Below are 14312 nucleotides of genomic sequence, written 5' to 3'. Positions count from 1 at the left end.
TTTTTTAGTGGGAATAAAATACTCCCACTATCTAATGGTGAGAGTATAAATTGATAAAACTGTATTTAATTGCTGCATATACCTACATTACTTGATTGAGTGCATTTTTGAATATGTCTATCATCTTTTTAATCTCATGTTCGCTCATATTTAATACAGGGACAAAAGTAATAACATTTTCTAAATTGCGAATCATCAACCCGTTATCTTTACAAGTTTGAATAATACGTTCTACAGTCGGAATGGCTAATGGTTCAACTGGTTGATCAGGGTTCACGAGTTCCACACCATACATTAAGCCGTATCCTCGTACATTTCCGACATAAGAGAGAACATTTAGAGCTTCTAACTCTTGGTTCAACAAGGCAGAAGTAACTTTTATATGGTCAATGAGTTTAGTTTCTTCAAATAATTTCAAATTAGCAATAGCTGCAGCACACGTCACTTGATTTCCAGTATATGTGTGTCCGTGAAAGAATGTTTTTTTGCCATGACTATTACTTAGAAATGCATCGTAAATAGCTTGTGAAGTCAATGTTGCGGCAAGTGGAAGATAACCGCCAGTTATCCCTTTTGCTAGACACATAATATCTGGATTGACGTCTGCACGTTCACAAGCAAACATAGTTCCTGTACGTCCAAAGCCGGTTGCAACTTCATCTACAATTAATAAAATATTGTACTCGCGACATAATTTTTCAACTTCTTTTAAAAATTGAACAGGTTGTGCATATAAACCAGTTGCTCCTTGAATTAAAGGTTCTACGATAAAACCACAAATTTCGTCTTGTTGCTGTTCTAAAATATGACGAATTTCTTTAGTGATACTTTCTACCAGTTCAGACTCAGTATCATAGTCTGATTTAAATAAAGATGGACAGCCGACTTGTATATTTTCAAAAATTAAATCTTTGAATATTGCATGAAAGGTATCAATACCACCTACGCTGACTGCACCAATAGTATCTCCATGATAACTATTTTTTAGTGTTAAGAACTTCTTCTTTGAAGCATACTTTTCAGCATCGATGTTTTTCCAATACTGATAAGCCATCTTTATCGCAATTTCCACTGAAGCACTGCCTGTATCTGAATAGAATACTTTACGTAAATTACTTGGTGTTATTTCAACTAGACGTTTTGCTAGTTCGATAGATGGTACATTAGAGGAACCAAGTAATGTTGAGTGCGCAATTTTCCCAAGCTGTTCCGTAATAGCGCGGTTTAACTTTTCGTTGTTATGTCCATGTACGTTGACCCATAAAGAAGCGTAACCATCTAGATAGGGTTTACCATCTATATCGTATAAATAACTGCCGTTTCCACGTTCAATAATAATTTGTTCTGATTCTGAATATACGCCCATTTGTGTAAAGGGATGCCAAACATAATCATGGTCTTCTTGGAAAAGTGTTTTTTTATTCATGTGTCTACTCCTTCTATCAATGATTGTATTAACGTTTTGGGTATATCTGTTGCTGTTGCGTTCTCTTTTAAAGTGTAAATGTCACGATTTAAATAATGTTCTAAGGTTGTGTGGTTATCTTGTGAAATCATATCTTCTGCAAAACGATTCATGACTAAAATGTTATCTGATAATTGATGTTGTTCTAAATAGTATTGATGCATAATGATGTCGCTTATTGCACCAAGTTTAGATGGAACAATACTCAAGACTTGATCAGCAGTATCTTTGATTAAATCTTCTGTCATATAAAAATAATGTTCATCTTCATAAATTGGAACACCTAAGCCTCCAGCCCCTTCAATTAAAAGCACATCGTATTTTTGGTTCAAATCATTGGCTTTATTGATGACTGCTTCTCGCTTCAATTTTTGCTTTATTTCCAATTTAAATCCAAGATGTGGTGATACAGCTTCATGAAAGGTATACATTGACGTCTCATCATAAGATAAGCCACTTATATTCAGATAAGCCTCTAAATCAGGGTAAACGCCGTTAGCTTGTTCCTCCGTTTGAAACGGTTTGAAAATACCGACATTATATCCAGCTTTTGTTAAAGCTTGATAAAGCAATAATGTCACATAAGTTTTTCCCACATCAGTACCTGTACTAGTGATGAAGAGTTTCAAATCGTCCGCTTCCTTTCATAACTTTTTCTAATCTAAGAATTAAAATTGCTGAAACACCGCTCAAAATAATATCGCCAGGGCCGCTAAGCAGGACGATACCGGTAAAAATATGATTGATTGTGATAGGAGTATGCGCCACAAAGTTCATAATCAAATAAAAATATATACATCCAAATATGTAGATGACGACTGTTCCTACAATATTAATGATAAAGATATTAGAAATACTTGTTTTTTCTGAGCGTTCTTTAAACCATGCCATGATCCATGCTGCAATGACAAAGCCGATTAAAAATCCAAATGTAGGTTTCAACACATAAAAGAGTCCTCCGCCACTAGCGAAAACCGGTAAACCTAAAAGTCCCATAATGACATAAAGTGCTTGGCTCCAAAAAGCGACTTTAACACTGAATAGATGTGCCACTATAAAGACGGTCACTATTTGCAACGAAAAGGGAATAGGACCTAGTGTAAAATGCAGCATACTCGAAATAATGGTTAAAGCAGTAAAAAGACTGATAAGAACGAGTTCTCTTGTGTTCATGATGTTCACCTCCAAAATTATAATAGTACTTAACACTTTAAATGTAAACTATAAATATATTTAAGTTAACATTTAAAACCTGGTGCTATTTTTAAGGAGTAAAAGAATAATATCAACACTGGGAGACGTCTAGAAATATTCAAGATATTAATATACTATGAACCCTTGATATAATGAGGTTTACAAGGACAAAGAAATCCACTATAATTGATAAATATAATTATCAGTAAATTCAAAATTATTAGAAGGCAAAATATGGGAGGCAGATGTATCTATGAAAGAACAAATTAAACAGCTCTCAGCGTATCAACCAGGCTTATCACCAAGAGCGTTAAAAGAAGAATTCGGTTTAGACATTGAATTACATAAACTAGCATCAAATGAAAACTTATATGGTCCTTCACCTAAAGCGAAAGAAGCGATTAAAGCGCATGTAGATGAAGTGTTGTATTATCCTGAAACAGGTGTACCGACATTACGCAAGGAAATTGCGAAAGGGTTAGGTATTGATGAGAATCGTATTTTATTTGGAGCTGGCTTAGATGAGGTTATCTTAATGATTTCTCGTGCGGTATTAACGCCTGGAGATAAGATTGTGACGAGCCAAGCGACATTTGGTCAGTATTATCATAATGCGATTGTGGAAGCGGCAGAGGTCGTGCAAGTACCTTTAAAATCTAATGGTCAATTCGATTTAGATGGTATTTTAGAAGCGATTGATGAAGACACTGCATTAGTATGGATTTGTAATCCAAATAACCCGACAGGCACATATGTGACACATGATGATTTAGAAGCGTTCTTAGAAAAAGTGCCAAGTCATATTCCAGTTTTAGTTGATGAAGCATACTTTGAATTTGTGACTGCGGAAGATTTCCCAGATACATTAAAGTTACAAGAACGTTTTCCAAATGCGTTCTTAATGCGTACGTTCTCTAAAGCATATGGTCTAGCAGGTCTAAGAGTCGGTTATATCATTGCGACTGAAGAAGCAATTCATAACTATAATATTATTCGTCCACCGTTTAACGTAGGGCGCTTATCAGAATATGCGGCAGTCGCAGCATATCAAGATCAAGATTACTTAAAAGACATTCAACAAAAAAATGCTGAGGAACGTGCAAAATTCTTTGAAATTCCAGAAAGCAAATATTTCTTTGACAGCCAAACGAACTTTGTCTTTGTGAATACGAAACGTCCGCATGACTTATATAAAGCGTTATTAAAAGTCGGATGTATTACGCGTGAGTTCCCAATTGGTGTACGTATTACCATTGGCTTCCCAGAACAAAATGATAAAATGATCGAAGTGCTTAAAGACTTTGATTTTGAAGCATAATCGATAACAAAACAAGTATCAACATAATTCCGTGTTGATACTTGTTTTTACTTTACATATTTTCAAATCAGACTTCACAACTCTATAAAATAAATATGCTATACTCGAAGAGAAGAAAAGGAAAGGAAGTTGCTATCAGTAATGAAGAGAGAATCAATAGCGATTGATATGGATGAAGTTTTAGCGGATACAATCAAAGCATTGATTGAAGAAGTGAATAAACGCACAGATTTAGGTATTAAAGAGGCGTTATTAGATGGAAATAAACTACGTCACTTTATGCCTGAACATGAAGGGGTACTTGATGAAGTATTAAAACAACCAGGATTCTTTAAGAATTTAGAAGTTATTAAAGATTCACAAGAAGTGGTGAAGAAGTTAGCTGAACACTATGATATTTATATTGCAACAGCCGCAATGGATGTGCCGACTTCATTCCATGAAAAATATGAATGGTTAAGAGTACACTTCCCATTCTTAGATCCGCAACAATTTGTCTTCTGCGGTAGAAAGAATATTGTCAAAGCAGATTATTTAATCGATGACAATCCAAGACAACTTGCACGCTTTACAGGGAAACCAGTGATGTATACAGCACAACATAACATCCACAATAAAGACTTCGATCGTGTCAATAACTGGAAAGAAGTTGAACAATATTTCTTAGGAAATAAATAAGCAAATTTTACAGACGGGGTCGCCCGTCTTTTTCTTATTCTACATTTATAGTTGAATTAAGTAATGACATAAAAAAAGAAACATCAAACCACTATTTTGAATAGCATTTGATGATTCTTTTATGTGTTAACGTATGCCGCGCATACCTTTAATAATCTTTGGTACAAACATAAATGCGATTAAGCCGATAACTACTGCTAGAACTCCTAGGAATAAGAAGTAGTTTTGATAGCCTAACGGTTCGATTAATTTAACAAGTGTTCCGTTAATGGCTTGTGCAGTAGCGTTTGTTAATAACCATAAGCTCATCATTTGAGAGTTGAAAGCTTTTGGTGCTAATTTTACTGCGGCACTGCTGCCTGTTGGTGATAAGCAAAGCTCACCGACTACGCAAATGATGTATGACAGAATGACCCAGTTTACGGATACTGTGCTGCCGCCAGAAGTCATCATGACTACCGCCACTAAGATGTATGAAATACCTGCTAACCAAGCACCCCAAATAAATTTAGTCGCAAGGCTTGGTTGACGATCTCCCATTTTCTTCCAAACATAAGACAATACTGGCGCAAATAATACAATGAATAATGGGTTGATTGATTGGAAGTATGTTTTACCAAAATCAGTTGTCCAACCGAATAAATTCAATTTCATATCTGTGCCTGTAAATGCGTAGATATTTAAAACGTTAGAACCTTGTTCCTGGATAGACCAGAAAATTACCCCGATAATGAATAACGGAATAAATGAAATAACACGTGAGCGTTCATCATCTGTAACTTCTTTACTTCTGATCATAGTTGTAAAGTAAGAGACTGGTAAGGCAATACCTAAGATTAAGACAGTTGTGCTGACTAAGTTGAATGATAATGTACCTGTTAAACCAGTGATGATTAATACAAGTGCGATGACTACGACTACAATACCTGTAATCATTGAATAACGTTTTTTTTCAACTGCGTTCAATGGGTTTGTCGGCGCTGAACCAACGTTACCTAAGTTACGTCTGTTGAATAAAAGATAAATAACCAATGCGAGTGTCATACCGATTGCTGCGATTAAGAAACCTTGGTGGAACATATGACCTTTAGAGAATTGGTCTAAAATTAATGGTGCAGCAAGGGCACCCATGTTTACGGACATGTAGAAAATAACAAACCCTGAATCGATACGTTTATCGTTTTCAGGATACAAGCGACCTACAATATTAGAGATATTCGGTTTCATAAGTCCTGAACCTACGATGATAAAGAACATTGAAATGAATAGTCCTGTTTGTGCTAACGGCAAGCTTAAGAAAACATGACCGATAATAATTAAAATAGCACCATACATTGTCGCTCTGCGTGTACCTGTGATTCTATCTGCGACCCAGCCGCCAAGTACACTGGTCATAAAGATCAGTGACCCATATACTGACATGACTGACTGTGCAGTCGTTTTATCCATGCCTAATCCGCCATCTTTAATAGCGAAGAACATGTAAAAGATTAAGAGTGCACGCATTCCGTAATAGCTGAATCTCTCCCAAAATTCTACGAAGAAGAGGACTCCTAATCCTTTTGGATGTCCAAAGAACCCTTTCTGTGGTATTTCTTGGACATGCTTTTGATGTAAATTGTTCTGCAAACTAACCCCGACCTTTCTATCCTATAACGGAGTGGATTATATTCGATTCTACTATGTAAAAAAGAGAGTTTCAATAATTTTCTAAAAATAAAAATATTAACAATTTTCTGAAAAGAATAAGATATAAAACATGATTAATCAAGCTTAATTAGAAGAAAAGGCGTAATTTGAGAAGATTTTAACTAAAGAAGGTATGCAGATTGAAATATGGCAAAAAAGTGAAAGTGAAAAATTGACCATAGAAAAAGTCTGAAACCTCTGAGAGATTTCAGACTAAATTTGTTCGATTTTGTATTAGTGAATACCTTTCATTGCACGACGTACAAATGGTGAAATAATCACAAGCAATACCCCGATAGCTAGTGTCAGTAAACCAGAGTATAAGAAGTATTGACCTGAATCCATTTTAGCGTATACAACAACTAGCTGTGCATTCAGACCTTGTGCAGTCGCATTACTTAACATCCATAAGCTCATCATTTGTGCTGTAAAGGCATATGGCGCAAGTTTTGTCGTAGTAGCTAGACCGACAGGTGAGATACATAACTCACCGATTGTGATTAATAAGAAGCTTAAGACTAACCAGATAGGGTGAATCAGTTCTCCAGGTGCTAATCCGCCAGCTAAAGGAACGACCATGATTAAATATGAAACCCCACCGATGATGGCACCTAATGCGAATTTAATGACAGTAGGTGGGTTGTGTTTGCCGAGTTTGACCCATAACATCGCAAAGAGTGGTGCTAACGCTACGATAAAGATAGGGTTCAATGATTGGAACCAAGCAGCTGGAATATCGAAATGAATCGCGCCGCCTGTTAATTTAGCTAAGCTTAATTCTGTTTTCTTATCTGCAAAGTTTGCCAAGATTGTAGAACCTTGCTCTTGGATCATCCAGAAAGCTACAGAAGTGATGTATAACGGTACATAACTGCCGACACGAGATTTTTCTTCTGGTGTCACTTTCTTGCTGACAAGCATGTAAACTACAATGTAAATTGGTAAAGCAATTCCGATAAATGTAACTAATAAACTGAAGTTTTCAATTGTTAATGCATTGAATGACTTTAAAACGATTAAATAAATGGCAAACGCTGCGACGATTGCTAAAGCAATTAAAGAGAATTTCTTAGTATCTTCTTTAGTTAATGGATTATGTACAGATAACCCTGCTAAATTTAAATACTTTTTACGTTTAGACCAGTAAACAACTAAACCGATAAACATCCCGACAGCTGCTGTTGCAAAACCAGCATGGAAACCAACACGTGTTTGTAAGTAACCAGTTAAAATAGGTGAAATTAAAGCACCTAAGTTAATCCCCATGTAGAAAATAGTGAAGGCTGCATCAACGCGGTTGTCATTTTTATCGTATAATTCGCCGACTGTTGTAGAAATGTTTGGTTTTAACAAACCTGTCCCGATAATCAAGAGTAATAAAGCAATCATAACGGCGGTTAGGCTGCCCGGTAAACTTAAAATAATATGACCGAACATAATGAGAATACCGCCGAAGAACACAGCGTGTTGTGTTCCTGTGATACGGTCAGCAATCCAGCCCCCGATAACCCCAGACATATAGATTAACGTTCCGTATAAAGCAACAATCTGCATGGCTACAGACTCATCTAATCCGAATCCGCCTTTAGCCACAGAATAATACAGGTAGTAAACTAAAATAGCTTTCATACCATAGTAACTGAATCTCTCCCAAAACTCAGTAAAGAATAAGGTGCTTAATCCCTTCGGATGACCAAAGAAACCAGTTCGTGGTGTGCTTTGAATAACTTCTTCGCGTGTATATTGTTTCTTGTTCATAAATTTCCCCCTAAGAATGACTTAAAATAATTTTAAGCTATTAAAAGTGTATATACAAGAAAATTCTGAAAATTAATGAAGCTACCTTTTACATTTTTTGTAATAAAAAGTTATGTATCCGCTTCCCACAAAATAAAAAACAACCCGAATTTAATCAGGTTGTTCTTCAAATAAATCTGCAATTATCTATTATCTATCGTTTCTGGATATAAATCGTGATTCATCATGCGATATTCAGCCATTTTTTCATACTTAGAATCAGGACGGCCATAGTTTGTATAAGGGTCGATAGAAATACCGCCGCGTGGCGTGAATTTACCCCAAACTTCAATATAATGCGGATCCATTAATTCAATTAAGTCATTCATAATAATATTCATACAATCTTCGTGGAAATCACCATGATTTCTAAAACTGAATAAATAAAGTTTCAATGATTTAGATTCTACCATTTTGATATTCGGAATATATGAAATGTAGATAGTAGCGAAATCTGGTTGGCCTGTAATCGGACATAATGATGTAAATTCAGGGCAATTGAATTTTACAAAGTAGTCGCGTCCTTGATGTTTATTATCGAAAGACTCTAACACATCTGGACGATAATTAAAGTCATATTGGTTATTTTGATTACCAAGCAATGTAAGATCTTCTAAATCTTCTTTGCTTCTGCCTTGTTGTGACATATTTATTTTCCTCCTCTATGAGACGATTGTACTGGTTTTCTGCTTTGTCTGCGTGCTTTTTCGAACATATAGTAGCTGGCACTGATAATAATGACATAACCTAGTGTAGCATATAAATCCGGTGATTCTCCGAAAATGATGATACCCATTAATGCTGTAAAGATAATGGAAGCATACGTAAAGATTGAAATGTCTTTTGCAGGTGCAAAACTATATGCGAGTGTAATTCCGATTTGACCGACAGCAGCTGATAAGCCGGCACCTACTAAATAAATCATTTGTAGGCCTGACATCGGTACATACGTAAAGATAACGAATGGAATTAAAGCAATAATTGAGAAGAAAGAGAAGTAAAAGACAATCGTATAAGGTGCTTCTCTTGTACTTAATGCACGTACACAAGTATAAGCTGATGCGGCGAAGATACCTGAGAATAATCCGACGATAGCTGGAATCATTTCTGAAGAGAATTGCGGTTGTACAACAAATAACATACCGACAATTGCGACTAACATCGCTGTAATTTGATATTTACGGATTTTCTCATGCAAGAAAATCATACTGAGTAAAATCGTCCAGAAAGGATTAAGCTTCATCAATGTATCTGCGTCACTTAACAGCATATGGTCTATAGCGTAAATGTTGAATAAGACACCGATTAAACCAAGGGTTGAACGTGCAATTAATAAGGGCTGACTGCTTAATTTACCAAACATGGGTTGTTTGTATTTATATAAGAAATACAGTGGGATGAGCATTGCGACTAAGTTTCTAGCGAGTGACTTCTGGAAGACGGGTAAATCACCAGCAAGTCTGAAAAATAGGGACATAAAGCTGAATCCTATAGCTGAAACAAGTATCGCAATGATTCCTTTTATTTTTGGATCCATATACTTTCCTCAACTTTCCTCAAAACTTAACGTATATCATCTTAGCATATATAGAAATAAGTGCCTATATAGACTTGCTAAAGAAAATGAACATGGTATACTATAAACCGAACGTACGTTCTATCTATTGGATTAAATGACACGTCACTAACTGAAAGGAATGATTATTTTGTGTTTATGAATAAATTGTGTTAAGCCTTTCATGACGCAAATCAGCGAAATCTTGTGATAACAAGCGGTACACAAATTCTCAAAAAATCAAGAGCAAAATTACAATTATTTATTTTAAAATGATTTTTGGAAAAATTTAAGAACGCCAAGCATAGAGATGACGCTACTTTCATCAATTTTGACAAATTTAAAGAAAATTTTAGCGGGTGAATCTCTTTGAAATTATAATAGGTGTTCGGTATAATGAATCACATAATATAGTATTGAAGAACGGAACCTAACACTATATATTGTGGTCGAGTCCAAAAATAAGAAAATTATATTTCACTATTTTAAGGCAATTTCACACAGAATTTGCAAGATGAACAGATTGGTTAGGGGTTTAACCAATATGTTCTGTATAGTTGAGAAATCGTGTTCAAAGTTGTGATGACAAGTCATGTCTAAGCAAATAGAAATATGAGTAATTGTACTTATTTGGACAAGAGTATTGTGAAGGAATACTCGGTTAACTGATTACCAACACAATATGTAGTGGCAGGGAGCAATGCATTTAACATATCGAAATAAACTAAAACATGCAGCAGTCACAACTTCTTTTTAGAAACAGCAATACCAGTACGGCAGCCTGGCATGTTTTTTAATTATGAATAATATGTGCATGACGCTATGTGACGATTAAGCGCGTTCTTTGTAAGAAAGCGGGTGATTCAATGAAGGTAGTATATTTTTCATTTACTGGTAACGTGAGACGATTTGTTGCAAGAACTGAATTTGAGGACACTTTAGAGATTACAAATGATAACTGCGCGGATGTGCGCTTGGATGAGCCTTATGTATTGGTCACTAGTACAATCGGCTTTGGAGAAGTGCCAGATGTTGTCAAAACATTTTTAAGTCATAACGGAAACATGATCAGAGCAGTGGTTGGCAGTGGTAACCGTAACTGGGGTCAAAACTTTGCGAAAGCCAGCGAGACCATTTCTCGAGAATATCTCGTTCCGCTATTAATGAAATTTGAAGTACAAGGTACAAAGAAAGACGTAGAAGAGTTTAAAGATAAGGTGGGGCATTTATATGAAGACTATGAACGAAAAGCAATACAATCATATTGAGTTAAATAATGAGGTTACAAAGCGTAAAGAAAATGGTTTCTTCAGCTTAGAAAAAGACCAAGAAGCGCTAGAAGTTTATTTAGAAGAAATCAAAGATCATACGATTTATTTCGATTCAGAAATCGAACGTTTGCACTATCTTGTAGATAATGATTTCTATGTAGATGTATTCCAAACATATAGTGAAGAAGACTTAAAAGAAATTACTGAATATGCACGCAGTATTCCATTTACATTTGCGAGCTATATGTCAGCAAGTAAATTCTTTAAAGATTATGCATTAAAAACAAACGATAAAAAACAATATTTAGAAGACTATACACAACACGTGACTATTGTCGCACTTTATTTAGCAGATGGTGACAAAGCGCAAGCAAAACAATTTATTTCATCTATGATTGAACAACGTTACCAACCTGCAACACCAACATTCTTAAACGCAGGCCGTGCCCGTAGAGGTGAGCTTGTATCATGTTTCTTATTAGAAGTAGATGACAGCTTAAATTCTATCAACTTTATTGATTCAACAGCGAAACAATTAAGTAAAATCGGCGGCGGTGTCGCAATCAACTTATCTAAACTTCGTGCACGTGGTGAAGCAATCAAAGGAATCAAAGGTGTCGCAAAAGGTGTCTTACCTGTAGCAAAATCACTTGAAGGCGGCTTCAGTTACGCAGACCAATTAGGTCAAAGACCAGGTGCTGGTGCTGTTTACCTAAACATCTTCCACTATGATGTTGAAGAATTCTTAGATACGAAAAAAGTAAACGCAGATGAAGACCTTCGTCTAGCAACAATTTCTACAGGTTTAATCGTACCTGCTAAATTCTTTGAACTTGCAAAAGAAGGTAAAGACTTCTACATGTTCGCACCACACACAGTTTACAATGAATACGGTGTAACATTAGATGATATCGATCTTGATAAATACTATGATGAAATGGTCGAAAATCCGAATGTCTTAAAACGTAAAAAAGATGCACGTGAAATGTTAAATACAATTGCTCAAACACAATTACAATCAGGTTATCCTTATTTAATGTTTAAAGATAACGCAAACAAAGTACATGCCAACTCAAACATTGGACAAATCAAAATGAGTAACTTATGTACTGAAATCTTCCAATTACAAGAAACATCTATTATCAATGACTATGGTGTGGAAGATGAAATCAAACGTGACATTTCATGTAACTTAGGTTCATTAAACATTGTCAATGTGATGGAATCAGGTAAATTCAGAGATTCTGTACACACAGGTATGGATGCTTTAACAGTTGTAAGTGACGAAGCAAACATCCAAAACGCACCAGGTGTACGTAAAGCAAACAGTGAATTGCACTCTGTTGGTTTAGGTGTTATGAACTTGCATGGTTACCTTGCGAAGAACCAAATCGGTTATGAATCTGAAGAAGCAAAAGACTTCGCAAATGTGTTCTTCATGATGATGAACTATTACTCAATCGAGCGTTCAATGCAAATTGCGAAAGAACGCGGCGAAGCTTATAAAGAATTCGAGAAATCAGATTATGCGAGCGGTAAATACTTTGAAAAGTATACAGAAGCGGATATCGTGCCTGAATACGAAAAAGTTAAACCTTTATTTGAAGGTTTAGAAATCCCTACTGCAGAAGATTGGAAAGCTTTAGCAGAAGATGTTAAGCAATATGGTTTATATCATGCTTATCGTCTTGCGATTGCGCCAACACAAAGTATTTCTTACGTGCAAAACGCAACAAGTTCAGTAATGCCGATTGTTGACCAAATCGAACGTCGTACGTATGGCAACGCAGAAACATTCTATCCAATGCCATTCTTATCACCACAAACAATGTGGTACTACAAATCAGCATTCAATACAGATCAAATGCGTTTAATTGATTTAGTAGCAACAATTCAACAACACGTTGACCAAGGTATCTCAACAATCCTTTACGTTAACTCAGAAATCTCTACACGTGAATTAGCACGTTTATATGTCTATGCACATCATAAAGGTCTAAAATCACTTTATTATACACGTAACAAATTATTAAGCGTAGAAGAATGTACAAGCTGCGCAATCTAATGAAGCCTATCAAGGAACAATCCTAATGAGGTTGTTCCTCTAAACATATAAATTTTTTAAACGGAATTTGAACGAGTAAAATTAAAAATCAAGAATGGGGAAATGCACTTTGATGATTGCTGTCAATTGGAACACGCAAGAAGATATGACAAACATGTTTTGGCGACAAAACATCTCCCAAATGTGGGTAGAAACTGAATTTAAAGTTTCTAAAGATATTGCGAGTTGGAAAACATTAACACCAGAAGAACAAGATACATTTAAGAAGGCACTTGCAGGTTTAACAGGTTTAGATACACATCAAGCTGATGACGGCATGCCTTTAGTCATGATGCATACAAAAGATTTACGTAAAAAAGCTGTCTACTCATTTATGGGTATGATGGAACAAATCCATGCGAAAAGTTATTCTCACATTTTCACAACATTATTACCATCTAGTGAGACAAACTATCTTTTAGATACATGGGTACTTGAAGAACCACATTTAAAATTCAAATCAGATAAAATTGTGGGTAACTATCATAAATTATGGAGAAAAGATGCATCAGTATATGACCAATATATGGCACGTGTATCTAGTGTGTTCTTAGAAACATTCTTATTCTATTCTGGATTCTACTATCCACTTTATCTTGCTGGACAAGGTCGTATGACAACATCTGGTGAAATCATCCGTAAGATTTTATTAGACGAGTCTATCCACGGTGTGTTCACTGGTTTAGATGCGCAACACATGCGTAATGAACTTTCAGAAAATGAAAAACAACGTGCAGATCAAGAAATGTATAAACTATTAGATGAGTTATACAAAAACGAAGTTTCTTATACACATTCACTATATGACCAAATTGGTTTAACAGATGATGTATTGAACTATGTACGTTATAACGGAAACAAAGCATTATCGAACTTAGGTTTTGAACCTTATTTCGAAGAACGCGAATTCAACCCAATTATCGAAAACGCATTAGATACGTCAACGAAAAACCATGACTTCTTCTCAGTTAAAGGTGACGGTTATACGTTAGCGTTAAACGTAGAAGCATTACGTGATGAAGACTTTATTTTTGATGATGAAAAATAAATAATATCATTTTGAAGAGCATTGATTCTGACTGTGAAAACAGTTTGAAGTCATTGCTCTTTTTTTGATTTAAAAAAATATAATTGAAAATAAAATATGTTGAAGCAAAAGAGTTAATCGAAATAAAGAGAGAAAAAATACATTCTATCTCAGGGAATAGCCTATATTTGTAAAAGAATTTTCCTGAAAATGT

12 protein-coding genes are annotated in these 14312 nt (G+C 35.3%); 5 read left to right on the top strand and 7 right to left on the bottom strand.

Annotated features, from left to right (window positions below; translation table 11 throughout):
- Positions 1-82: 82 nt before the first annotated feature.
- The 3 genes from bioA to MUA87_RS10540 are packed head-to-tail and all read right to left on the bottom strand — an operon-like array spanning position 83 to position 2638.
- Entirely contained in the window at positions 83-1426 is a 1344-nt protein-coding gene (bioA, locus tag MUA87_RS10550) for an adenosylmethionine--8-amino-7-oxononanoate transaminase (protein ID WP_023015393.1), read from the bottom strand.
- Complete coding sequence (bioD, locus tag MUA87_RS10545) at positions 1423-2094, bottom strand: dethiobiotin synthase (protein WP_023015392.1); 672 nt, start codon at positions 2092-2094, stop codon at positions 1423-1425. The genes bioA and bioD overlap by 4 nt, the downstream gene beginning before the upstream one ends.
- Positions 2075-2638, bottom strand: a complete 564-nt coding sequence (locus MUA87_RS10540; RefSeq protein ID WP_023015391.1) for a biotin transporter BioY — start codon at positions 2636-2638, stop codon at positions 2075-2077. Before MUA87_RS10540 ends, bioD begins: the two co-directional genes overlap by 20 nt.
- Before the next feature lie 274 nt (positions 2639-2912).
- On the opposite strand from MUA87_RS10540, the gene hisC reads away from it, so the two are divergent.
- Together hisC and MUA87_RS10530 are read left to right on the top strand one after the other, a co-directional pair.
- Positions 2913-3977 (top strand): histidinol-phosphate transaminase, encoded by a 1065-nt coding sequence (gene hisC, locus MUA87_RS10535; RefSeq protein ID WP_262550752.1) that lies wholly within the window; start codon positions 2913-2915, stop codon positions 3975-3977.
- A 141-nt stretch (positions 3978-4118) separates the two neighbouring features.
- Positions 4119-4655: a 5' nucleotidase, NT5C type gene (locus tag MUA87_RS10530; protein WP_002481517.1), complete on the top strand. Its 537-nt coding sequence runs from the start codon at positions 4119-4121 to the stop codon at positions 4653-4655.
- 126 nt (positions 4656-4781) lie between these two features.
- Here MUA87_RS10530 and MUA87_RS10525 read toward each other — a convergent pair whose 3' ends face one another.
- The 4 genes from MUA87_RS10525 to MUA87_RS10510 all read right to left on the bottom strand — a co-directional run bounded on the left by MUA87_RS10525 (position 4782) and on the right by MUA87_RS10510 (position 9678).
- Positions 4782-6284, bottom strand: a complete 1503-nt coding sequence (locus tag MUA87_RS10525) for a peptide MFS transporter (RefSeq protein ID WP_002481518.1) — start codon at positions 6282-6284, stop codon at positions 4782-4784.
- A 294-nt stretch (positions 6285-6578) separates the two neighbouring features.
- Entirely contained in the window at positions 6579-8102 is a 1524-nt protein-coding gene (locus tag MUA87_RS10520; protein WP_002481519.1) for a peptide MFS transporter, read from the bottom strand.
- 182 nt (positions 8103-8284) lie between these two features.
- The gene (gene queF, locus MUA87_RS10515; protein WP_002481520.1) at positions 8285-8788 is read right to left on the bottom strand and encodes a preQ(1) synthase; all 504 of its coding nucleotides are present in this window, start codon (positions 8786-8788) and stop codon (positions 8285-8287) included.
- A gap of 2 nt (positions 8789-8790) precedes the next feature.
- A complete protein-coding gene (locus MUA87_RS10510; protein WP_002481521.1) occupies positions 8791-9678 on the bottom strand; it encodes a DMT family transporter in 888 nt (295 codons plus the stop codon).
- 884 nt (positions 9679-10562) lie between these two features.
- Here MUA87_RS10510 and nrdI point away from each other — a divergent pair.
- The 3 genes from nrdI (at position 10563) to nrdF (ending at position 14119) form a co-directional block, all read left to right on the top strand.
- Positions 10563-10964 (top strand): class Ib ribonucleoside-diphosphate reductase assembly flavoprotein NrdI, encoded by a 402-nt coding sequence (nrdI, locus tag MUA87_RS10505; protein WP_023015387.1) that lies wholly within the window; start codon positions 10563-10565, stop codon positions 10962-10964.
- Entirely contained in the window at positions 10927-13032 is a 2106-nt protein-coding gene (gene nrdE / locus MUA87_RS10500; RefSeq protein ID WP_023015386.1) for a class 1b ribonucleoside-diphosphate reductase subunit alpha, read from the top strand. Before nrdI ends, nrdE begins: the two co-directional genes overlap by 38 nt.
- Before the next feature lie 112 nt (positions 13033-13144).
- Positions 13145-14119: a class 1b ribonucleoside-diphosphate reductase subunit beta gene (gene nrdF, locus MUA87_RS10495; RefSeq protein ID WP_002481524.1), complete on the top strand. Its 975-nt coding sequence runs from the start codon at positions 13145-13147 to the stop codon at positions 14117-14119.
- Positions 14120-14312: the final 193 nt, after the last annotated feature.

The organism is Staphylococcus simulans, from assembly GCF_025561465.1.
Taxonomy (GTDB): Bacteria; Bacillota; Bacilli; order Staphylococcales; family Staphylococcaceae; genus Staphylococcus; species Staphylococcus simulans.
This window is presented reverse-complemented; position numbering and strand designations above follow the sequence as displayed.